A 23,183-nucleotide genomic window follows, 5' to 3' on the forward strand; every position below is an offset into this window, starting at 1 on the left:
ATTATTTAGACGGGTAAGCACATCGTTGGCGCTAAAAACTGATACCAATGTTACATAACCAAGCGTGACTAGCAAGCGAGCATAAACAAAGGCGACACGAAGAAGGAAAGGTTAACGATGAATGAAAGTTAATGCTGACTGAAAAGTCAGCAGGCGTTATCAACGGTGAGCGCCTGCTGATACTGATATGATGCGTTTGGTGATGACTGTACGAAGTTAAAGGTTACGCTTGGTTGTCTTCTTTTAACCATTGCGCAACGCGTTTAGCAAAATACGTTAAAATGCCATCTGCGCCCGCTCGCTTAAAGGCTAGCAAGCCTTCCATAATACAGGGCTTTTCTGCTAACCAACCGTTTTCAATTGCTGCCATGTGCATTGCGTACTCACCACTTACTTGGTAAGCAAATGTTGGTGCGCCAAATTCGTCTTTCACGCGGCGAACGATGTCTAGGTATGGCATCCCTGGCTTAACCATAACCATGTCAGCACCTTCTTCAAGATCGAGTGCAATTTCACGCAGTGCTTCATTACTATTGGCGGGATCCATTTGATAATTCGCTTTATTACCACCCTTCAAATTACTTGCTGAGCCAACGGCATCACGAAATGGCCCGTAGTAGTTGGAGGCATATTTAGCGGAGTAGGCCATAATGCGCGTATGAATATGGCCTTGTGCTTCTAATTCGTCACGAATTGCGCCAATTCGTCCATCCATCATATCTGACGGCGCAACTACGTCGGCACCTGCTGCAGCATGGCTCACAGCTTGTTTGATTAACACATCAATGGTTTCATCGTTCATCACATAGCCATTATCATCTATGATGCCGTCTTGACCATGAATAGTGAATGGATCTAGCGCGACATCGGTCATCACACCTAAATCTGGAAAGGCGGATTTTAGCGCTTTAACCGCTTTTTGAGCTAAGCCATCAGGGTTGTATGACTCTTCAGCCATTTCGGTTTTTAAGTCTTGCGAGATAACTGGAAACAACGCCACCATGGGAATGCCCAACGCAACTAACTCTTCTGCTTCTTTAATCAGTAAATCAATGGAATAGCGATTAATTCCAGGCATTGAAGGAATTGACTCGGTTCTATTTTTGCCTTCAATCACAAACATTGGATAGATAAGGTCGTTAACTGTTAGCGTGTGTTCTGCCATTAAACGGCGGCTAAAGTCATCTCGACGCATACGACGCATGCGGCTATATGGGTAAAGTCCAAAACCTTGTTGGCTCACAGTAACTCCTTAATTATTTGAGTATAGATTTAGCGTAATGACTGTTGTGACAGCGCACTTTTTTGGAAGAGCGTTGTTTGATTACGCCCTTGTTGTTTAGACTGGTATAGTGCGTGGTCAGCATTATCAATTAATAGCATCACTTCTGATTCAGCATCAAGTTTACTGCTGGCGACACCGCAACTAATAGTAACTGAAATATTTCCTGAGTTGGTTAATATTTCAAGGCTTTCTATATTTTTTCTAATTTCTTCAGCGACTTGCCATGCACCTTCAAGTTCAGTGCTAGGTAAAATAAGACAGAACTCTTCGCCGCCATAGCGACACACATCGTCACTCGGCCTTTTTAATGTGGCTTTTGCGATGTTCGCCACTTGTTTAATCACTTCGTCGCCCGCTAAATGTCCAAAGTTGTCGTTAATGCGTTTAAAGTGATCAATATCTAACATGACCACGGAAAGTTGAGTTTGTTCGCGACGACAGCGACGATATTCCTGCATTATCTTTTGATCAAAATAGCGACGGTTTTTGATACCTGTGAGTGCGTCTAAAGTATTTTTTTCTTCTAAAATTTGGTTCTTGGATTCTAGCTCGCGAAGTGTTTCTTGCAGCTCAAAGTTCTGCTGCTGTAACTGTTCTTCCAGCTCACGATGTGTACGCTGGTGCGTTTCTTGTTGCGTTTGCTGTACCATGTACTGAATCGCAATACAGCTAAAGTTAAGTATGGCTAAATATACATAAACCAGATGCGTCATAATGCCAAGCTGAACGTGCTGGAGCTGCATAGCGAGTGCAACAACAGCGAAAACTAACGTCAAAAACCAGATACCATAAAAATAATGTGCAATCTGATGGCCAATTTGTACCAGTCGATAGCTAATAAACAGCATAATACATGCGCTGATAATAAGGCCACATAGCGCTATGGTTAGCATGCTGGCGGTGGGCCAAAGCACCAAACTAAAGGCTAAAATAGCCCACACAAATAACGACACATTAGTACTGTATGACAGCTGGATATCGTATAGCTCGGGCTGTAAAGCGTGCCGAAAATACCATGCTGTGCAAACGATAGTTACAATACACAGCGCAAATAAAATGCCTTTGATATTATCTAAATAGGGTAGTTGAATCGAGCTTAATGACGGTAGCAGTAAGGTAGCGGCCGACAATGCACTTAACGAAATGGTAAGAAGGTGCGAGGTGTTGTTGGACGGTGTACGCAAGTGCTGCGTGACGGTCATTAACACCAGTGCTGAAATAAAGCCGATAAATAAATACGGTTCGAAGCCAAACAAAGTCGCATCTGTCGTAAAAGAAGTCGAGACTGAATTAATGGCTACGTAAGAGGTCATGATGTTGAGCTGTGCTCGCTATTAATTATTTCTGTAAAGTTTTGGGTGAATGTTGTTGGCTCGGATTGCACCTCTGCCAATGCTGTATTGGTTAAGTTAAACAATTTGATATTGTTTTGCCAAGCGTATTGTAATACTTCTTCGAGCGCGATGTTTTTTAAGCTTGCTACGGCACGTGCCACATGCATTAAATACGCAGGCTCGTTACGACGTGATTTAGGTTTAGGCGTTAGATCGCGTGGTAATAAATAGGGTGCATCTGTTTCTAATAGTAAGCGTTCAAGCGGGATATATTTGAGTGCTTCACGTAAATCTTGGCCTCGTCGCTCGTCGCATAACCATCCTGTGATCCCTAAGTACAATCCCATATCTAAATAATTACGTGCTTCGTCTACAGTACCAGTAAAGCAGTGAACCACACCTTGTTGATTAGCTACGGCGTGTTCACGATATAATGCTAAAAAGCGTTGATGTGCATCGCGTTCGTGCATAAACAGTGGCATGCATTGTTCGCCTGCCAATATGATTTGCTCGATAAATACCTGTTCTTGTTGGGGACGTGGTGAGAAGTCACGATTAAAATCGAGCCCACACTCACCAACAGCTACAACATTAGGTTGCGTTAAATATTGTTTTAATTTGGCCAGATAATCAGCATCTACATCTTTTGCGTAATGCGGGTGCACACCTGCAGTACAGGCTAGGTAATCAGGCATTTGCTGGGCCATGGCTAATGCGTTTTCACATTCTTCAATATCGGTTGCAGTGATAATCATCGCGCTGACCCGTTGCTGAAAAGCGCGGTTGATTACGTCTTGTCGATCTTTATCAAATTGACCACTGGTAAGATTAACACCAACATCGATTAACATGGCTGACCTATCGTTAAACTGATTATCTATTATTACTTAATTCGTTTTACTTTCATTCGCTTACTTGCAGTTGGGCGAGAGATGAAAAATGAATTTAGTATACCGCGCTCTAACACAACTTGTTGCCCCGCTTTAATTCTTAACGTTGTTGAGTCAGCTTGTTGCCACACTTGACCATTTGCAAGTGTAATAATTAGCTTTCCTCGCAGAGTTTCTGTCACCTTATCTACAATACTGGTCATTTTTTTCTGAGCATTTTCAATTGCTGTTTTATGCTCTCTACCAAAATCATCTTCAGCAGATGCGACTGGCTTTTTCACACTATTTGCTTGTTTAGCACTTTGAGTATGGTTGCTGGCAGCTACTGGCGTTGGCGCGGTGAGTGGTTGATCAGAAAAATTGTTAACCTTAGAAGCTAATTGGTCATAACACACTAAGCGTTTTAGGCTATTAGATATATCTGCGCATTGCGTCAGGGCTTTACTTAATGAGGTGCCTGTAGGTTCGCTAGCACTAACCTGTGTATTGATGCTACCAAGTATTAGCATTGCAGTTGTAACTAAAAACTTCTTCATTTTAACTCCATGAGTAACGGACCATTGAGATCCTTATTCTATTTATTAGAGTGTGACCCTGTCTCGGTATGTGACTCTGTTTCTGATTGTTCGTTGTTGTCATGTTCTGCTGCAGACTCAGCAGCAATCGACGGTGACGGTTTTTTCTTATAAAACGTGGCGAAAAATACGCCTAACTCGAATAGCAGCCACATTGGCACCGCCAACAATGTTTGAGAAATAACATCGGGCGGAGTTAATAACATGCCTATTACAAAAGCTCCTACAATGATGTATGGCCTTTTTGCTCTTAACGCGGCAGGTGTGGTTAAGCCTGCCCAGCAAATTAACATAATGGCGACAGGGATTTCAAAGGCGATGCCAAACGCAAAAAATAGCTTTAAGGCAAAATCTAAATAACTCGAGATGTCAGTCGCAATAGTGATATCTGCGGGAGCAACGCTAGTAAAAAAGTTTAATGCGAGTGGAAAAACCACATAGTACGCGAAGGCAATGCCGCCATAAAATAGCAAGATACTGGAAACTAGTAGAGGGATAGCAAAGATTTTTTCGTGACGGTATAGACCAGGGGCAATAAATCCCCATATTTGATGCAAAATAAACGGAATAGATAAAAAGATAGCCACGATGAAGGTGAGCTTAAATGGCACAAAAAAGGGCGCTGCAACATCGGTAGCAATCATGCTGGTGCCACTGGGTAATGCATCAATCAACGGTGTGGCTAACCAATGATAAATATCGTTAGCAAAATACGCTAAGCTTGCAAAAATCACTAACACACATAAAACCGTTTTAAGTAATCGGTTTCGCATTTCAAGCAAATGAGCAACAAAGCTCGTGGTTGGGGTCGCATTACTCATTGTTTTTCTTGGCACTATCAGTCGAGCTTGAGCTTATTGTGGGGGTTGATGTTTGGTTGATCTCATTTTGTGGAGTGGATTGCGGTGCATCGTCTTTGCGGTATGGTTGTTGTACAGCGCTTGCCGCCGCTTTTAATTCATCAACTGACTTTTGTAACGCTGGGGAAATATTGTCTAAACCTTGCGACTCTGCCTTACGTAAATTTTCGTGCAACTCATGAATGCGCAGCTCTTCACTGACTTCAGCCTTGATTGATTGGCTCATTTGCTTCACCGAGCGCACAAACTTGGTCACGCTGCGAATAGCGGTGGGCAGCTTGTCAGGACCTAATACGAGTAAGGCGACTACCGAAATAACAACTAGCTCCCAAAATCCCATTCACTACACCTTATCAGACTGTTTAGGATTGGTTGAGTTAGTTTCTGAATGAGTTGTATCAGCAGAATCTTGAGTTTTTAATTGCTCTAACTGCTCAGTTGATTGAGTGTGTGTAGTCGACGTAGAGGTCGCATTTTTATCGTCAGCTTTTTGCTCATCGTCAGAGACTGCCTTTTTGAAGCCGCGTACCGCAGAACCTAAGTCGCCACCAATATTACGTAATTTTTTAGTACCGAATAATAATACGATAATTGCTAGTACAATCAGCAACTGCCAAATACTAATGCCGCCAAATCCCATAATTTGCTTCCTCAAATATAATTTGTTGACTATTATACGAGAATTGCTGCAACACGCTAGTATTAAAGAAATCAATAATAAAAGGTGAACGAATGTGCTGGTAGATGTGTTGAAATTTTTATGTCGATTCACCGTCTTAAGTGTATGTATTAGCTTAAGTGGGCGCGCTATAGCGAGTGAAGAAAACCAAGAATTTGAGTGGTTGGATTCGGTACATAGCTCGGTATCAGATTCGCTCAACCATACTGCGCAATGGGTGGATAACTATTTTGCTGACGATAAGCTACCCAATTTTGAAGCAAAAGCATGGGGACGTATTTCAGTAGGCTGGGAGCCTAAAGCGGGCGACTTAAATGACTTCCCAGTTAAATTTAGACTAAAAGTGCGCTTGCCTAATCTTGAAGAAAAAGTCGATTTAATATTCTCTGATAACGAATTGGATGACTTTGACCGGTTACCCCTTGAAACATCCCGTCCCCAAGATGATAAATCTAACTCACGTGACTTTAGCGCAGCCATTCGCCTTATTCATAAAATTGATGATAAATCGTTTTTTTCATCTCGTGTTGGGTTAGGGGGGGGAACGGTTTACGGCCGCTCTTTGTATCGCTGGCAGCGTGTTTATGACGAAAATTGGCGTATTATCGTTGAGCCTGCCGTTGAGTATTATATTGGCGACGGCTTTGGCGCACGATTACAATTAGAAGCCGGTTACCATTTTAATCCTACCAATGAATTTAAGTGGGTATACAGTATTCGCGATCGTGAAGATTATGACGCACCGAATTGGAAAAACGGTGCCTTTTATATTTGGCAGCAAGACGAAGATCACGCCTTAATTTGGAGCTTAATTGCGAAAGGCGTTGCGCAGCCTAAGTATCGTGAAGAAGAATACACGTTAAGTATGCGATGGCGACAGCGTTATTTACGTAAATGGTTATTTTTTGAAATTGAACCGTTTATTGATTTTGAGCGACAATACGATTTTGACGCCGACGCAGGTATTGCCTTACGCGTTGAAGGCTTTTTTGGTTATGAAATACTGGATATCGACTAGTACAGATATCGACTAGTAGCTTACATTTAAGGCGTGCTAGTAGATAATTGCTGATCGACCCGTTGTGTAATGGCTAATATGGCTTCTGTCACTGCGGTGTAAAATATTGGTTCGATGCGCTCAGCAGTGTCTTGTTCGGTATGGTAGTACGGGTGTTCATCCACACCAAAGTATAAATAGGGAATGCCTGCATTAATAAAGGCTGCATGATCACTGGCGTTTCGCCAATCAATCGTGTTTGATTTACCCAATAAAGTACTAACAGCGTCGCCTCGTGCGCCTCTTGATTTTGTGTCATGACCAAACTTTAAACATATCTTGCTTGTTTCAAGATATGGCGCAATGATCGTGCGCAGTGCGTTATTATGCCGTGTACCTGCAATGTATAAACGCTTACGCTTACCGCCTTGGGCAACCATATCTAAATTAATATTAAGTACAATCTTGTTCTGATCAACAGGTGGGTTTGCCACAAATGCTTTCGCGCCATATAACCCGACTTCTTCAGCATCGGTCGCGACAAATATTATCGAGTGTCGCGGGGCATGAGCCGTCAAATAACGAGCAAGGGCAAGCATAGCCGCCACGCCAGAGGCATTGTCATCAGCGCCATTAAAAATGCGATTTCCTTGCTTTCCTAGATGATCATAGTGCGCGGTAATCACAATATACTGATCAGCGAATTGAGTGCCAGTAAGCATTGCCACCAAGTTTGTACCCGCTCGACTGGAAAAACCAGAGGGATACCGAAACGGTTGCTTATAACTATGATTAAATTTACGTAATCCTAACTGCGTAAATCGGTACTCGAGAAATTGCTGGGCTCGTTTATTACCTGTAGTACCGGTTTTTCTGCCTTGCATCCAGTCGTCAGATAAAAGGTGAAGGTCCGCCATTAGTCGGGTTTGGTTAATGGTACCGCTTAAACTGTGCTGAGAAAGAATTTTACAATTTGCATAAGCAGATTGTGCAGTTATCAAAAAGATAAACAATATCATCAAGCTATTGAGAAATAACGACATACCATACCTACTAAATTCAAGTTAAGTAAGAAAATGTGTGAATATAAGACGACAAAACACAGTAAATACGCCATTATTTTAATTCGAGCTTTTTACGTCCATGAGTCTAAATTAAGTTGGTGTTGCAGTGAATCGTAAAACACATAATATTTACAACGTACACAGTTAGTCGTTAGCTTAGCTATGATCACTGTAAATAACAAACCAGTCGATGCGCTAACGCAACCAAAAGTGATTGCAATTAGCGGAGCCTCTGGTTGCGGCAAAACCACAATCATCAAAGCATTAGCTGAGAAGTTATGTTGCCCTTTTTTGTTGTTTGATGACTACACCGATAAAAATAGCTACCCAACAGACATGAAGCGCTGGCATGACGAAGGAGCTGACTGCTCTGTCATTACAACTCCCATGTTTTGTGAATCTATAGAGTTATTAAAACAGCAACACCCCGATGCCCATTTTGTGTTTATTGAAGAGCCTTTTGGACGTAAGCGTAATGCCGTAGCGCCATTGATAGACGCGGTTGTGCTGTTGGATGTGCCATTAGCTTTGTGTTTGAGCAGAGTATTAACGCGTAATATTGAACGCGCAGCCAAGCAGCAAACATGGTATGAAACGCAACAACAGGTTACGCACTACCTCAATCGATACCAAGCGTACTTTCACGATATTTACGCTAATACCGTTGTACAGGTACGTGAGGATTGTGATTATATTTACTTTAATCATGATGCCGTACAGGAAACTATTACGGCGATCATCGTTTGGCTACATAACTATCAATAATCTTACTGTGTTGCCCTTAAGTGATTTAACTTGGACTGGTAGTTGGTAGCGATAACATGAGTATCAGAATGGTGCTTAGCCAGTTTTAAATAACGCTCACTTTTATCCAGATCATCAAGAAAGTAATAGACTTTGGCTAGCCCAAAATAAAATTCGTGTTCGGTTTTATCCATACTAATCGCGCGTTTAAAATGTTTAATCGCATCAGAATAGCGTTGCTGGCTGATTGCTTCATTACCTAGTGTGTAATGATAAAACGGGTTAGAAAGTCGAATGCTTTCCAAGCGCTGAGTAATTTCGTCAGCTTCTACATGTTGATCCAACTTGCGATATAAAATGGCTAAATTATGCCATGCTGTGTTGTTTGCCTCTTTAATGCTCAGTGCATGTTTATAAACCGTTTCAGCTTTTTCATTTAAATCACTGCGGCGATACAGTAAGCCTAAGTTGGTAAACGCTGAACTAAAATTAGGATCTGTTGTTACGGCTTTTTTGAAATAAGCGTAAGCGATGTCGTGTTGTTGCGCGATTAAGGCGTCAGCGCCTTTGTTATTGTAAAACATGGCAAGCACTCGGGTTTTATCGATATCTGCTTTAGGAAAGCGTTTTTTAGGAGAGAAAGGGTCGAAATCTAACTCATAACCTGCAATAGAAGAATAAACGGTTTCGCCATCATCTTGTCCAGTAATATTGATGTTGATATGACCATTTAATAGCGTATGCCCTTTAACATGTGTCCAAAATTCGGGAATTTTTATTTCTTGAAATTGCACATGAAGATTAGCCGCTTGTGCCATTGAGTAGGTCATAATGGAAAGTGATAGGCAGTTAGCAGCCTGATGCTTGAAGGTTTGCGCCGCTGTGTAATTGGCGGTGTTGTTATATATTAAATTTAGATTGGTATTATTGAATATTAGCTTGATCAGTTTACGGGTGCGGTCTAATGGGTGATCTACATGCAATAATGAGCGCTGTACTAACTCAATTGCTTGTGGAGGTAAATAAAACACTTCTGCTTCCGACTCAATATCAATAGTTGCTGCCGTCGGAAATTGTTCATCAGCCATCAGTGCGTCGGGTGTAGATTCATAAATATACTTATTTTCAAAGGTGCTCTTACAACCGCTTAAAAGCACCATAGAGAGCAAGATAGTGGCGATTAAAGGAACTTTAATTGTGAGCGAGGTTGAAGCGAGAGCATTGTGATTGCGGCACCGACTTGTTCTCGTTAAATCGGAATGTGTTAACGTGTTGAATGTTGTAAATACTGCACTATTAGCAATTAATCGAGATGCTAATCGAGAAACTTCACCCATAAAAAACTACCTCATGACTGAAAATGTTTATTAATACATCTTCTTAAATAGTAGCAGGTGTTTATTTATTATGCAGTAGGTAATTGTTTCTAAGTATGTGTAACAAGAGCTAAGGTGCTCTAAGTCGCTAACCAACTGTATTGGTTAACTAACTCTTCGTCTTGGCTAAGCGAAATTTGTGCTGTAAAAGTAAAGCCTAGGGCTTCCAACAACTTAATTGAGGCATGGTTATTGGTTGAGGTGATAGCATCAACGTGATGGAGTTGGTGTTGAACTTTAGCATGCTCAATCACTGCAATAGCAGCTTCTTTTGCATAGCCTTTGCCCCAGTATTCTGGTAAAAACGCATAGCCTAAGTCAGGCACGGTCAGTTCAGGGCGTTTTAATATACCGCACATGCCTATTGCGGTACTAGTATCCTTTAATTCAACAAGGTTTAAACCAAATCCCAAAGTACGGTAACTGTGCAGAGGTCCTTTACGTAAATAGCGTAACGCTGTTTCAGTGTCAGTGACTGATTTATCACCAATATGTTCAATAAACGAAGGCTGATTTAATTGCTGGATCACAAAGGCGGTATCTTGCTCGGTAAAGTGACGAATAGTGAGGCGAGCAGTATGGCCAATGATCTTCTGCATGATAGTAACGTTCCAGTTATTTAAACGTAATCGCTAAAGCAATAATGGCACAGCCAAGCAAAATGGTGATGCGAGTTAATTTATGTTGGCGGTTGGTTTCTTGCTGATTTTTTATCATATGTAATTGCTGCATTTGATGTGCATATTTGCCTGCTTTTAGGTAGTCATAAATTAAATCAGGGATCTCAGGCAGTTTTTCGCCCCAAAATGGTAAGTTGGCTTTTACATTGTTATAAACAGCCTTAGGGCCAATTTGCTCTTTCATCCAATTTTCTAGAAACGGCTTTGCCGTTTTCCATAAATCGAGTTGTGGATAGAGTTGTCGGCCTAATCCTTCAATATACAAGAGTGTTTTTTGCAGTAACACTAGTTGCGGTTGCACTTCCATATTAAAACGACGTGCAGTATTGAATAGGTTCACTAATACGTGACCAAATGATATTTCTGCTAGTGGCTTGTTGAAAATAGGCTCACACACTGTACGGATAGCAAATTCAAAATCTTCTAAATTGGTGTCAGCGGGCACCCAACCTGAGTCCACGTGAAGCTCTGCCACTTTGCGGTAATCGCGATTAAAAAATGCGATAAAGTTTTCCGCTAAATAGCGTTTATCCTCACGGTTCAAAGTGCCAACGATGCCACAATCTATCCCTATATATTGCGGACTCTGCGGGTTTTCATACGACACAAATACGTTACCCGGGTGCATATCAGCATGAAAAAATGAGTCACGAAACACTTGTGTGAAAAAGACCTCTACACCACGTTCAGCCAGCTTTTCTAAATTGGTATTGTTGGCTTTTAATGCTGCAATGTCTGACACAGGAATACCGTAGATCCGTTCCATTACCAACACATTATGACGACAAAAATCAGAATAAACAAAAGGCACATACAAAGAGTCGGAGTTTTCGAAATTTCGTCTGAGCTGAATCGCATTCGCTGCTTCGCGCAATAAGTCTAACTCATCAATAATGGTTTTTTTATACTCTTCGATGACTTCACGCGGCCTAAGTCGTTTGCCATCTGGCATATAACGTGCAACAAATCCTGCAATAACTTGCATCAGTTCCACATCGGCGTTGATGATGCGATCTATGCCAGGGCGAATCACTTTAATCACCACGTCTTTATGTTCGCCATCATGATCGATTAAGTGTGCGGTATGAACTTGAGCAATTGACGCTGAAGCTAATGGTTTAATATCAAATTCTACGAAACGTTGACTGATATCATTAATTTCAAGGGCATGCTCAATTAATTGTTGCGCTTGCTTGCCGTCAAAAGGAGCGACTTTGTCTTGTAAAAAATTAAGTTCATTCGCTATGTCATGGGGTAATAAATCTCGTCGCGTAGACAACATTTGACCAAACTTGACCCATACTGGCCCAAGCTCTTGTAGTGCTAAACGAATGCGTTGACCCCGTGTTTTATCTGGGTGCTTGTTACGCCACCAAAAAATCATTGTGCGCAGCGGTGTGACGTACCACGGCAGCCACATCGGTGGAATTAACTCATCTAAGCCGTATTGAAAGAATGTTTTGGTAATTTTAATCAGACGAGTAATACGCACAATAATTCCTAGTGCTGGTTAGATGAAGAAAGCAAATGATTTAAGGACGCATGTAAACGCTCTAGGCGTACAGCTAATGCGTCGGTGTGTTTTCTAATTTGAGTAACGCCGTCGTTAAACTGTTTTACTTCAATTGGATGCGGTGCAACTTGCAGCTCGTCTTGCAGTGCTTCGGTGGCGATCTGGTTGCTGTCAGCTAGCTTGTTATTAATAGCAGTGTGTGAATGTTTAATCATGCGCGCAATTTTGTGTGCTAACGCGTCACCCACGTACTGAGAAAGTTGCTCTTCCCAATCAATGTGGGTGTCTTTAATTAATTGACTAAACCCTTGTGCGATGTGGATGTCGCCATTGATATCGAGTTGTTCTTGTTTGATTAGGCGGGTAATTTGAGATGGATCTTGCATCTCTCTTAATGTTGCAATTGATGTAATAATCTCGCAATCAGGCGCTTCGTCGGTATTTGAAATGCAAATACCGCCTTGGCTTACAATCACGCAAATGGGGCGTTTAATTTCGGCAAGTTTAACCACTAATCGCTTACCGCGTAACGGCTGGCTACGTTGTTCAAAACTAGGGTCTAACAATAAAATTTTATTGGCGGTTGCTTCAATAATGCCGCTACCAAATTGCATCAGTAAGTTAGTATTCACTAAAATTTGAAGCCTCTATGTAAAGCCACAATGCCGCCAGTTAGGTTCGTATATTGCGTTTGTTCGAAGCCTGCTTGTTCCATCATCGCTTTAAGGGTGTCTTGATCTGGATGCATACGTATTGATTCAGCTAAATACTGGTAGCTCTCACTATCATTCGCGATTAATTTACCCATTGTTGGCAGTAGTTTAAAGCTGTATGTATCGTACACTTTACTTAGCCAATCTTGTGTTGGCTTGGAAAACTCCAGCACGAGTAAACGACCACCAGGCTTAAGCACACGAAAAATTGATGCTAACGCCGCATCTTTATTAGTCACATTTCTTAAACCAAATGCAATGGTAACAATGTCGAACGTATTATCAGGAAAGGGTAAGGCTTCAGCGTTTGCTTGCACATATTCGACGTTGCCAACAATGCCGTTATCGCGCAGCTTGTCGCGGCCTACTTTGATCATTGAATCGTTAATGTCAGCTAAAATAACTTGTCCAGTATCACCGACTAGTCTCGAAAATTTTGCGGTTAAATCACCGGTTCCACCTGCCAGATCTAACACTTTTTGGCCACGACGTGCGGCACTACAATCAATGGTATAACGCTTCCATAAACGATGAATGCCCATCGACATTAAGTCATTCATAATGTCGTATTTTGCGGCTACCGAGTGAAATACATCTGCTACTAAGCCAACTTTTTCATTGGCATCTACAGTTTTATAACCAAAATGGGTCGTGTTGTCCTGACCTTGTTTCATTATTCGTTCCGATAAGCTGTGATTCTTGATAGTTTACTTGATACCCAAGGTATAACCAACTCCCCTAAGTATATAGAGAGATAATTTTTATTGCATGAGCCGTACTAAATACAAAAGGCGTTATATTATTACGTAAATAACCGTAGGTTAGTTCCATTAGCCACGCACCGTGGCTAACTAAATAATCTAGGTGAGGAAGAGGAGTTGAACAACGTTAGTGATTTTTAACCGTGACGACTTTATTGCGTCCTGTTTGCTTCGCTTTTTCAACCCCGTTGTTGGCTCTGCCAATAAATTGTTCCCAATCTTCATGGGTGCGATAGCTTGAAACGCCTGCAGAAATAGTAACTTTTGGCAAAGTACGTTTAGAGCGAGAGCTAACAAACCGAATTTTTTCGATGCCTTTGCGAATTTGTTCGGCAATTTCTTTGGCAATATCTAATTCGACATCGGGTAATAATAATAAGAACTCTTCGCCTCCCGTACGCACGGGTAAACCACTTTCTCTGATGTAGGTTTGTATTTTTTTAGCGACTTTCGTTAAGACAACATCGCCAATCATAAAGCCGTAATTTTCATTAAAATGATCAAAGTGATCAATATCAATTGCGATAGCTGCAATTTGACGCTCGGGCTTTTCAGTCAACCAGATGTCGACGCTTTCATGCATTGACTTGCGGTTATGCATGCCGGTTAGGTTGTCGAGCAGGCGCTCACTTTTCATATCATCAACATCTTGCTTTAAGCCTACTGCTTGTGCTGACACTTCTAAAATTTGATCTTGCAATTGTTGTTGTGACGATTTGATTTCGTACGTGGCATTAATGAGTTGGGCAATGACTTCTTTCGTGGTTTCATTTCCTAGCTCGTCAAGTGCCAATAATCCCTGATCTAATTGCTCAATATATTGATTAACCGACTGATTCGCTTTCTGAGTGCTATTGCCAATATCGGTGAGCATTTCGCCGAACCCTTCCAGTACATTTTCGGTAGCAGGGTGCGGCTTTGCTATCCACTCATTGTATAGCTCTTCAAAAAAGAAACTATCTAATGTCAGAGTGCTTTTTTCGCGTTGTCTTATCGCTTGGGATAGCGGGGTATTTCTTCCTGATATATGTTCGTAAGCAACAGCATAATTGACAGGCGTGGCAGGTAGCGCAAGTTTAGTTAAAAATTGCGTCACTTTTGCCAGAATGTCATTGGCTTTGTCCATACTATCGTGGTATTTCATCGAAGCAACCTCATGGGAGCGTTCAGGGTTAATTATCAGCGCCGACATTCTGCGCAATTTACCACTAAACATCTAGTGTAAAATTTAAATTTTATAGTTGTTAATACATCGTTTGGTCGATTATTCATCGATAGGGCTTGCGGTGATTTAATAGAAAAGTAGGCCTACGATTTTTTATCAAAAAATTAAATATTCTAGCCTATTAATTATTAACGATTTTTTATTTGTTCAGGGCGTAATAGAGAATACAGAAGAAGTATTAAACAGTGTTATCTAATAGCTGAGCGATTTGATACTATTTTCGTTAATAAAAATTTTAATCAACTCAATCAGCCAAAAGAGTCGGTATCCATGTTAAACAATACTCTCCTACGCAACATCAGCGCGTCGTTAATTATTTATTTAGTTACCGTGACGACCTATGCTACGCCTCCGCCTCCTAACTCAGCTGAAACTCGATTAGCAGAGCAGGCGCAACTTACAAAAGAAAACAAATGGGATATACAATTTATGCAGTTAGCTGAAACCATTTGGCAATACCAACTGCAAACACAGCCAATGTTTGCCACGTCAACAGGTGATACACGGTATAACCACTTGTTGCCTGATTTGTCTAAAACGATGCTTGAGGAAAAGGCTGCGCGTGAACAACAGTTTTTAGCGCAATTAGCTAAATTGGATGTCACAAAGTTAAGTAAAGACAATCAACTCAACCACGCTATTATTTATCGACAGATTAAAAATGCGGTCGATGAGCATAAATTTAAGGCGCATTATATGCCATTAACAGCTGAAGGTGGCTTTCATAGTGAACTAGCATTTTTGCCTCGTATGGTGCGCTTTCAATCGTTACAAGATTATCAAGATTACCTCGCGCGATTACAGCAAATAGCCTCCTATTTTTCGCAAAATATTATGTGGATGAAACAAGGTATTGCCGAGGGTATCACGCAACCTGCAGCGGTATTGCAAGGCTTTGAAGATAGCATCAAAGCGTACATTTCAAATACACCTGAAAAAAGCATATTTTTTGCGCCTTTTAATGATATGGATAAACTCGCGATAGATGCCAAACAAGCCGAGTCGCTTAAGCAGCAAGCCGTTGAGGTTATTACAAATCAGATTAACCCAGCCTTTGAACAGTACTACCAGTTTTTTACAACGCAATACTTGCCTGCTAGCCGTAAGCACATAGCTGCAACGCAATTGCCAAATGGCCATGCTTTTTATCAAAACCGGGTTGCTTATTACACCACATTGTCTATGACTGCTTACGAAATCCATCAACTTGGTTTAAAAGAAGTAAAACGTATTCGTGCAGAAATGGAAAAAATCATTGAACTGGTAGAATTTGAAGGGGATTTTGCGGACTTTATCGCTTTTTTACGCAGCGATTCTCAATTTTATGCGCAATCAGCAGATGAGTTATTAAAACAAGCATCGTACATCGCTAAAAAAATGGATGCAAAGCTCCCGAGCCTGTTTAAAAAACTACCGCGCACGCCTTATGGTATTGCTCCTGTACCTGATGAAATTGCCCCCAAATATACGACTGGGCGCTATGTTCAGCCGCAATCTGAAACGCAGCCCGGTTATTATTGGGTTAATACTTATGCTCTAGAGCGTCGTCCACTTTATGTATTAGAGGCATTAACTTTTCATGAAGCCGTGCCGGGGCATCACTTGCAAATCGCGCTAAATATGGAGATGCACAATGTGCCACCTTACCGCCAGCATAGTTATATTTCCGCTTTTGGTGAAGGCTGGGGGCTATATGCTGAATGGTTAGGCGTGGAAGCCGGCTTTTATCAGGATCCGTACAGCCAATTTGGCCGTCTTACCTATGAAATGTGGCGGGCTTGCCGCTTAGTGGTTGACACAGGGATGCATAGTCAACATTGGTCACGCCAGCAAGCCATTGATTACTTACAAAGTAATACGGCGTTATCGGCTCATAACGTAAGAACGGAAATTGATCGATATATTTCATGGCCCGCCCAAGCACTGTCTTACAAATTAGGCGAACTAACCATTAAGCGACTACGAGCTTTGGCGGAAGAAAAATTAGGAAATGCATTTGATGTGCGAGAATTTCATGATGTGATTTTGAGCGAAGGGTCAATTCCTTTGTCGGCATTAGAAAAACAGGTAGAGCAGTACATAGCGACTGAATTAAACCAACAGCACGAAAAATTAAAGAGATAATTGCAAGGAAAGTGATTTGGCTTGCATTCAGCAAGCCCGATTCTCACATTAGAAAAGGGCAAGCGAAAGCAAAGAAACATGAAACTGGAAACAAGGATACGACCAACGGGACATCCAACAACAAGCCCCCACTAATAGCTGGCGGTTCCGCAATCGTAGGTATAACCCTTAGACCAGAAACTTTGCGTCCTCAGCTTTCGCTAAGTTTGCCTTTACAGCTTTTACAAGCCGTAATTCAGCATAAACGGTTATGAATAAATTGCAATCCGACCAGCACAATAAATTAGATATTTTTTAAAAAATAGTTAGATATTTTAAAAAAAGCTTCATTTTATCTAGGTACTGTTTTTTCGATGGATACATTGTTAACATCAAAAAATACGTAGCCTAACCAATACAATACCCGCGAAACAATAGAATTTATGATATTAAGACACGTTTTAAAAGTTATTAAGCAACATATAGATCGCGTAAGTTGGATGGCAATATCAATTATGCTATTGCTTCATGCAGGCGCCACTTGGGCGTTACTTCATTATCTAGGTGAAAGCGAGTTAACATCGCTAGTGAACTACCCCTATTACTATATTGTTACAACAAGTACAGTTGGTTATGGCGACTTTAGTCCACAGTCAGAAATGGGTAAGTGGGTAGTGTCGGTATTGCAGATTCCATTTGGATTAGCACTTTTTGGTGCAGTGCTGGGTAAATTAGGCCAAACAGTTAGTAAAGTTATGAGGCGAAATATGACAGGCGAAAAAGATTTTCAACATTTTACAGATCACATTATCATTTTTGGCTGGCATCCGGTTAGAACAAAGAAAATGATCGACCATATATTAGGTGATAGCAAGCGAGTCCAGCGTTCTATTTTATTATGTGTCACAGAAGATATGCTGCACCCATTTTCTGACTACGAGCAGGTTGATTTTGCCAAACTCACATCGATGACGGATAAAAACGAGTTAACAAGGGTCGCAATCAGTCATGCTGCGCGAGTAATTATTGACGGTGAAGACGATAATCAAACATTTACAACGGGTTTGCGAATTTCTGGTTTAGTATCAGCAGAGTGCCATATTAGTGCGTATTTTGAAGATGAAACTAAAATGGAAATGCTACGTGACCATTGCAGTAATATCGAATGTACGACGTCTAAAACGGCTGAGATGTTAGTGCGTACTATGCAAGATCCAGGTGCTAGTCGTGTACAAGAAGAGATGCTTTCAACATTGTACGGTGATACTCAGTTTAGTCTGGCGATACCAGCTGCGGTTAATGGCCATACCCAGTTTAAAAGTTTGTTTCATTATTTCAAAGATGTCCATGCAGCAACTATTATTGCTTTAGCAGATAACCGAATTGGTGATGGTATGGATTTAAATCCAGCAAACGACATTGTGGTTAAAGAAGGGCAAATTTTGCATTACTTAGCTGAAACACGGGTGCTGCCCAATGAGGTAGATTGGCAGCAAATTAAGACTGATGCCTAATGTGAATAAGCGACATGTCAGATCCGATATTTAACTTATTTCTGGTATGTATTTATTTGATCCCTGTAGGGTTGATTGCAGGGTCAAAACGTACGGCAAAAAACGAAAAAAATGTATGGTTAATTTGCGCCATCTTTTTTTCGTGGGCGGTGCTATTGCTGTACTATCTTGTGGTGCCCAGTGTACGCGAGCGTAAAAAATCGGCCATAAACAAAGCAAAATCTAAACATGCAAAATTAAAAGCAAAAATAGAGAAGCAAAATCAAGCAAAAGAAGGTGTTATTGGCGTGGCTGATATTGCAGATGAGCACGCTGGCGAAGTGTCAGTTGAAGACGCAATTGCTACAGTTGAAGGTGGTCAAGCAGACACAGCCCAACCAGACGATAAAAAACCGACGTAGACTTACGCACAAGTGCAGCTAGTCAATCCCTGTAATCAATAATTATTTCCTTATTTCAATGGCTGGGTTTAAGTCAATATCGCCATCGAACGAGATAACCGCAGCCCGATCATCCTGCATGGCAATTGCTAGCAAGTTGCCACCTTCTTGCCGAACGAATACCAGTTGATAGCCATAATGATTTAACTCATTCATTGCAAACTTTTGTGCTAACGTTAACCGACTCCAATATTCAGAGCTGGACGCTTTACCAGACCGCCTTTCCTTTTCCATAATGATGCATTCCGATAGTATCAATTTATTATTTGCGTTAATAAATGCTTAGACTAAATTTGCTCACTTATCCAGTTACTATGCAGTTAATTAGCTAACGCGTTTATTATTTTCCATTCGCTATTACTGACGGGCATCACCGATAGTCTTGAACCTTTCTTAACTAAAGGCAGTGCCTTTAACCCGTCAATATCTTTAAGTGTGGCTAGCGATACGAGCTGATTAAACTTGTTATTAAATTTTACGTCCACCGAAAACCATCGTGGATTTTCTTCAGTTGCTTTTGGATCATAATAGCGTGAAGAAGGATCAAATTGAGTGGGATCTGGATATGCGTCGCGTACCACAGTTGCCCAACCAACAATACCTATATTTCGACAACTTGAGTGATAAATCAATATGTTATCGTCAATTTTAATTTTGTCCCTGATATAGTTACGTGCTTGATAGTTGCGTACACCATCCCAAATAGTGGTCTGATCAGGCATATTTGCCAGATCGTCAATACTGAAGGTGTCTGGTTCGGTTTTCATCAGCCAATAGGGCATTGTAAATCCTCAAAATTTGTTGAATCACATGGCGTTTATTCATTGCAATAAGCTACAATTGAAACATGCGCAAGCCGTTTAAGTGCAAACATGGCTTTACAGTTTATAAATATTCAGGATTAATTTTAAAGCATGAGTCAAGTTTTAGAGAATTTATTATCGTTAATGCAGTTAGAAACCATCGAGCAGGGTATATATCGGGGGCAAAGCCAAGATCTCGGCTTTAAAGCCGTTTTCGGTGGACAAGTTATGGGGCAAGCACTTTCTGCAGCAAAAGATACCGTATCAGAAGATCGTAAAGTGCATTCATTTCACTCATATTTTTTAAGACCAGGTGATGCGCAAAAACCCATAGTGTATGACGTAGAAAATATTCGTGATGGCAGAAGCTTTAGTACCCGCCGAGTCAGTGCTATTCAATATGGTAAGCCTATTTTTTACTTAACAGCATCATATCAAAGCGAAGAAGAAGGGTTTGAGCATCAAGCGCCGATGCCAAGTGTACCGGGACCTGAAAAATTGCAAGCGGAATTAGATTTCTACATTGAGCATCAAGATTTGATCCCAGAGCAGATCCGTAGCAAGTTCACTTGTGAAAAAGCAATTGAAATGCGTCCAGTTGGATTTAATAACCCGTTTAAACCAGAAGTTACCGAACCAGTGCGCTATGTGTGGGTAAGAGCAAACGGAGAGATGCCAGATGATCCGCGCATTCATAAATATCTGCTTGCTTATGCCTCGGATTTTAATTTTTTACCCACTGCATTACAGCCTCATGGTGAATCATTTTTGAAGCCAACCATGCAAGTAGCGACCATTGATCACTCTATGTGGTTTCATCGTAATTTTCGACTGGATGATTGGTTGCTTTATGCGGTTGATAGCCCGAGTGCAAGTGGCGCAAGAGGGTTAGTACGAGGGCAGTTCTTTAATCGTAAAGGGGAGCTAGTGGCCTCAACAGTACAAGAAGGCATAATGCGTAATAGAGGTTAATACTTTTAGCCTGTAAATGGGTATAAAGTGTAAGCTGCATGATTGCTATATCATTGCCGCTTACACCCAGTACTGATAGTTAACCGTTAGTGTTGTAGTGATTGGATCACTTCGTTTCTTAATAAGCTAACTACATCATTTTTAATATTAATTAACTCTGTAGTCGGCACTAAATCACCTTGCTCGTTTACGGTAATTAACGCTTGTTCTTTTAGTGCGCTCGTTAACGTAGACAGCACCTTTTTATCGTAAAACTCAGGTGAGTTAATCCCATGCAACGACGACAGTCGTTTCGCTAAGGTATGACTTTGGCTTTCCAACGCTGAGCGAGATAAAGGTTGCTGCTCAGTAATGGTTGTAAAGACAATGGCGTAGCGCTGTAAAATCAATTCCACACTGTTAGCAAGCAATTGCAAATTAAAGAATTGGTTAGATTGCCTAGCCGCTGCTTTAATTAATGTATTCTCGCGTGTGCATAAGCCGCTTTCTACTAAAAAGTTAAGCATATTCTTAGTGTATTCTTCAGGACACTGATCATTTAAGAACCAGTCTTTTTTGAACAATGGGAATAAGCTTAAAACCAGCTTAACAGCCTTATCTTCATCGATTTGTTGATGAGCAACGACAATACTGGCGAGTAAGCCCGGAATGGCGAATAGATGAATGATGTTATTGCGATAATAATTCATCAGGATTTGTTCTTTTTCATCCAAACTTATGATGTCGCCTAATTGATCGCTGGTTTGTTGCACTTTTTGCATTTCAATTAGATGATCAATTAGTTCGCTGGCTGATTCTTCAGGCACCGAAATTTGTGATGAATATGGTACTTGTTTCTGCATTTGAATGTATAGCTGTAATTGTGCGGTCAATTCTTTGCGAGTAAGCGCATGCTTATCTGCACATAGTAAAATGAGGGCAGCTAAGTTAACACTATTCAGCGCTGCCGCATTGTTAATGCGTGTCATTATTTGATTAGCAAGCACGTTAATGCTTGGCGTTAGCCAGCTAGGCTTTTGTGGCTCTAGTGGGTCAATGTCTTGTTTCCAATCAGGGGCTTGTTCATTTAAAAACTGATTAACAGAAATCGGTTCACCAAAGTTGACATAACCATGCCCGTAGTTGCGTAAATTTTTAATTGCCTTGAATACACCAAATACTGATTCGTTCTTCTTGGTTTTGCCTTTTAGCTCTTTTAAGTAAGTGCTCACTTCCATTACATGCTCGTAACCTAGGTATACTGGCACTAGCGTGATCGGTCGCTCGATGCCGCGTAGCATTGATTGCAAGGTCATTGCGAGCATTCCTGTTTTAGGTTGTAGCAGAAGACCAGTACGGCTTCGTCCACCTTCAGTGTAATATTTTACTGAATAACCTTTTGAAAAAAGCTGACTGAGATACTCTCTAAAGACTGCAGAGTACAGCTTATTGCCCCGGAAGCTGCGACGAATGAAAAAGGCGCCCGATTTTCTGAAAATAGGCCCTGCTGGCCAGAAGTTTAGATTGATACCCGCTGCAATGTGCGGTGCTACTAATCCTTGTTGATAGATTACATACGTTAAAAGCATATAATCCATGTGGCTGCGATGGCATGGCACATACACAATTTCGTGGCCACTTTGTGCTAGCTCGGTTACTTTTTCGGCATTATTAACGATAATACCGCGATATAGCTTGTTCCATAGCCATGTTAAAAAACGATCGCCAATTCTAATATAAGAATCACGGTAATCTGCGGCTACTTCATCTAATAACTTCACCGCATTTTGGCGTGCTTGAGCAATGGTGATTTTCTTATTTTTGGCTTCGTCTTCAATGGCTTTTTTAAGTGAAGGCGCAGCCAGTAAACTATTAAATAATTCTGCACGGCGCGTTAACCGTGGGCCTGTGACCGCCAGTTTTTGGCGATAAAAATGAAAACGCGCTACGCGTAGCAATTTGTGAGCGGTGCGCTCGTTATGCCCGTGTTGATCAACTAATGTACGAAGCGAAACCGGTTTACTAAAACGAATAAGATTATCTCTGCCTGAAAATAGCACGGTAAACATTTTGCGGAACCAGCTTGGTGCTTCAACATCATCAATAATTTGTTGAACGCTGGCTTGTTCTTTACCAGGTGCTCGGCCCCACACAATAGTGACAGGCACTAATAATGCGTCTTGGCTAGGGTTTTTTCGTAGCGCTTGGATTAATGCTTCGCCTTGTTGAAGCGCATCCGTGGGCTTTCTGTTATCACCGAACACAGGCTGCGGACGAGCCAAATACAAAGTACGTTGCAATACACTACCATTTAGCTCTGCGGGCTTGACGGGGTTTGGTAATCCTATTTTCTGACACGCTTTTTCAAGTGCAATGACATCGCTGCTTGATTGCGTTTGCAAAATATAAAATATCGGTAAGCCAGCATCCAAGTCCAACTCTTGTGTTGGGTCCGCTGGAATGATTTTAGAGCGAATAAGCCATCTAACAGGGTACTTTAATACACTATTTAAGAAGGTAGTAATTACAGACATAAGATATCGTCACAGTTAAATTCAGCCGACGATAATATCATTTGTAATAACAGCTGCCAATTAACAGCTCATATGAAGCAGCGGCAGTTTGTAACAATTCAATGCATACCCATTGTACGTTTTGACCGAAAAGTGAGTGATG

23 protein-coding genes and 1 riboswitch are annotated in these 23,183 nt (G+C 41.2%); of the genes, 6 read left to right on the plus strand and 17 right to left on the minus strand.

The genetic code is table 11. The features are described 5' to 3' along the window. Positions 1-223: 223 nt before the first annotated feature. From hemB to tatA, 7 genes are all read right to left on the minus strand, one after another. Positions 224-1,204, minus strand: a complete 981-nt coding sequence (gene hemB / locus HUU81_RS00550; RefSeq protein ID WP_407644840.1) for a porphobilinogen synthase — start codon at positions 1,202-1,204, stop codon at positions 224-226. 68 nt (positions 1,205-1,272) lie between these two features. Beyond that, positions 1,273-2,598: a GGDEF domain-containing protein gene (locus HUU81_RS00555; RefSeq protein ID WP_199610282.1), complete on the minus strand. Its 1,326-nt coding sequence runs from the start codon at positions 2,596-2,598 to the stop codon at positions 1,273-1,275. Beyond that, the gene (locus tag HUU81_RS00560) at positions 2,595-3,470 is read right to left on the minus strand and encodes a TatD family hydrolase (RefSeq protein ID WP_199610283.1); all 876 of its coding nucleotides are present in this window, start codon (positions 3,468-3,470) and stop codon (positions 2,595-2,597) included. The genes HUU81_RS00555 and HUU81_RS00560 overlap by 4 nt, the downstream gene beginning before the upstream one ends. 32 nt (positions 3,471-3,502) lie before the next feature. Beyond that, on the minus strand, positions 3,503-4,045 hold the full coding sequence (locus HUU81_RS00565; protein ID WP_199610284.1) for a hypothetical protein: 543 nt from the start codon (positions 4,043-4,045) through the stop codon (positions 3,503-3,505). A gap of 38 nt (positions 4,046-4,083) precedes the next feature. After that, on the minus strand, positions 4,084-4,905 hold the full coding sequence (tatC, locus tag HUU81_RS00570) for a twin-arginine translocase subunit TatC (protein ID WP_199610285.1): 822 nt from the start codon (positions 4,903-4,905) through the stop codon (positions 4,084-4,086). Further along, on the minus strand, positions 4,898-5,284 hold the full coding sequence (gene tatB / locus HUU81_RS00575; RefSeq protein WP_199610287.1) for a Sec-independent protein translocase protein TatB: 387 nt from the start codon (positions 5,282-5,284) through the stop codon (positions 4,898-4,900). Before tatB ends, tatC begins: the two co-directional genes overlap by 8 nt. 3 nt (positions 5,285-5,287) lie before the next feature. Beyond that, positions 5,288-5,584 (minus strand): Sec-independent protein translocase subunit TatA, encoded by a 297-nt coding sequence (tatA, locus tag HUU81_RS00580; protein WP_199610288.1) that lies wholly within the window; start codon positions 5,582-5,584, stop codon positions 5,288-5,290. A 106-nt stretch (positions 5,585-5,690) separates the two neighbouring features. On the opposite strand from tatA, the gene HUU81_RS00585 reads away from it, so the two are divergent. Continuing rightward, positions 5,691-6,641 (plus strand): hypothetical protein, encoded by a 951-nt coding sequence (locus tag HUU81_RS00585; RefSeq protein WP_199610289.1) that lies wholly within the window; start codon positions 5,691-5,693, stop codon positions 6,639-6,641. A gap of 26 nt (positions 6,642-6,667) precedes the next feature. On the opposite strand, the gene HUU81_RS00590 is transcribed toward HUU81_RS00585, so the two are convergent. Beyond that, positions 6,668-7,663 (minus strand): M20/M25/M40 family metallo-hydrolase, encoded by a 996-nt coding sequence (locus HUU81_RS00590; RefSeq protein ID WP_199610290.1) that lies wholly within the window; start codon positions 7,661-7,663, stop codon positions 6,668-6,670. 183 nt (positions 7,664-7,846) lie between these two features. Here HUU81_RS00590 and HUU81_RS00595 point away from each other — a divergent pair, with 183 nt between their 5' ends. After that, positions 7,847-8,449 (plus strand): nucleoside/nucleotide kinase family protein, encoded by a 603-nt coding sequence (locus HUU81_RS00595; RefSeq protein ID WP_199610291.1) that lies wholly within the window; start codon positions 7,847-7,849, stop codon positions 8,447-8,449. Positions 8,450-8,451: 2 nt separating this feature from the next. On the opposite strand, the gene HUU81_RS00600 is transcribed toward HUU81_RS00595, so the two are convergent. The 6 genes from HUU81_RS00600 to HUU81_RS00625 form a co-directional block, all read right to left on the minus strand. Continuing rightward, on the minus strand, positions 8,452-9,765 hold the full coding sequence (locus HUU81_RS00600) for a tetratricopeptide repeat protein (RefSeq protein ID WP_199610292.1): 1,314 nt from the start codon (positions 9,763-9,765) through the stop codon (positions 8,452-8,454). Positions 9,766-9,884: 119 nt separating this feature from the next. Continuing rightward, positions 9,885-10,403, minus strand: coding sequence for a GNAT family N-acetyltransferase (locus HUU81_RS00605; RefSeq protein ID WP_199610293.1), 519 nt, complete (start codon positions 10,401-10,403; stop codon positions 9,885-9,887). A 16-nt stretch (positions 10,404-10,419) separates the two neighbouring features. Further along, entirely contained in the window at positions 10,420-11,976 is a 1,557-nt protein-coding gene (gene ubiB, locus HUU81_RS00610) for a ubiquinone biosynthesis regulatory protein kinase UbiB (protein ID WP_199610295.1), read from the minus strand. A gap of 8 nt (positions 11,977-11,984) precedes the next feature. After that, positions 11,985-12,629 carry a ubiquinone biosynthesis accessory factor UbiJ gene (locus HUU81_RS00615; RefSeq protein ID WP_199610297.1) on the minus strand — a complete coding sequence of 215 codons (645 nt, stop codon included), beginning with the start codon at positions 12,627-12,629 and terminating at the stop codon, positions 11,985-11,987. Beyond that, entirely contained in the window at positions 12,629-13,384 is a 756-nt protein-coding gene (ubiE, locus tag HUU81_RS00620; protein WP_199610299.1) for a bifunctional demethylmenaquinone methyltransferase/2-methoxy-6-polyprenyl-1,4-benzoquinol methylase UbiE, read from the minus strand. Before ubiE ends, HUU81_RS00615 begins: the two co-directional genes overlap by 1 nt. 214 nt (positions 13,385-13,598) lie before the next feature. Continuing rightward, complete coding sequence (locus HUU81_RS00625; protein WP_199610301.1) at positions 13,599-14,615, minus strand: GGDEF domain-containing protein; 1,017 nt, start codon at positions 14,613-14,615, stop codon at positions 13,599-13,601. 351 nt (positions 14,616-14,966) lie between these two features. On the opposite strand from HUU81_RS00625, the gene HUU81_RS00630 reads away from it, so the two are divergent. From HUU81_RS00630 to HUU81_RS00640, 3 genes are all read left to right on the plus strand, one after another. Beyond that, positions 14,967-16,820, plus strand: a complete 1,854-nt coding sequence (locus HUU81_RS00630; RefSeq protein ID WP_233520548.1) for a DUF885 domain-containing protein — start codon at positions 14,967-14,969, stop codon at positions 16,818-16,820. A 137-nt stretch (positions 16,821-16,957) separates the two neighbouring features. Then, positions 16,958-17,041, minus strand: a riboswitch (cyclic di-GMP riboswitch). 201 nt (positions 17,042-17,242) lie between these two features. After that, on the plus strand, positions 17,243-18,313 hold the full coding sequence (locus tag HUU81_RS00635) for a potassium channel family protein (protein ID WP_199610303.1): 1,071 nt from the start codon (positions 17,243-17,245) through the stop codon (positions 18,311-18,313). A gap of 14 nt (positions 18,314-18,327) precedes the next feature. Beyond that, the gene (locus HUU81_RS00640; RefSeq protein ID WP_199610306.1) at positions 18,328-18,714 is read left to right on the plus strand and encodes a hypothetical protein; all 387 of its coding nucleotides are present in this window, start codon (positions 18,328-18,330) and stop codon (positions 18,712-18,714) included. 42 nt (positions 18,715-18,756) lie between these two features. Here HUU81_RS00640 and HUU81_RS00645 read toward each other — a convergent pair whose 3' ends face one another. Both HUU81_RS00645 and HUU81_RS00650 read right to left on the minus strand, forming a co-directional pair. Further along, entirely contained in the window at positions 18,757-18,987 is a 231-nt protein-coding gene (locus tag HUU81_RS00645; protein ID WP_199610307.1) for a hypothetical protein, read from the minus strand. An 86-nt stretch (positions 18,988-19,073) separates the two neighbouring features. After that, positions 19,074-19,535, minus strand: coding sequence for an EVE domain-containing protein (locus tag HUU81_RS00650; protein ID WP_199610313.1), 462 nt, complete (start codon positions 19,533-19,535; stop codon positions 19,074-19,076). A 132-nt stretch (positions 19,536-19,667) separates the two neighbouring features. Between HUU81_RS00650 and tesB the strand changes: the two genes are divergently transcribed. After that, positions 19,668-20,528 (plus strand): acyl-CoA thioesterase II, encoded by an 861-nt coding sequence (gene tesB, locus HUU81_RS00655; RefSeq protein WP_199610314.1) that lies wholly within the window; start codon positions 19,668-19,670, stop codon positions 20,526-20,528. A gap of 86 nt (positions 20,529-20,614) precedes the next feature. Here the strand turns inward: tesB and plsB are convergent, their stop codons facing one another. Beyond that, the gene (plsB, locus tag HUU81_RS00660) at positions 20,615-23,041 is read right to left on the minus strand and encodes a glycerol-3-phosphate 1-O-acyltransferase PlsB (RefSeq protein WP_199610315.1); all 2,427 of its coding nucleotides are present in this window, start codon (positions 23,039-23,041) and stop codon (positions 20,615-20,617) included. Positions 23,042-23,183 lie beyond the last annotated feature (142 nt).

This window comes from Flocculibacter collagenilyticus, from assembly GCF_016469335.1.
Taxonomy (GTDB): Bacteria; Pseudomonadota; Gammaproteobacteria; order Enterobacterales; family Alteromonadaceae; genus Flocculibacter; species Flocculibacter collagenilyticus.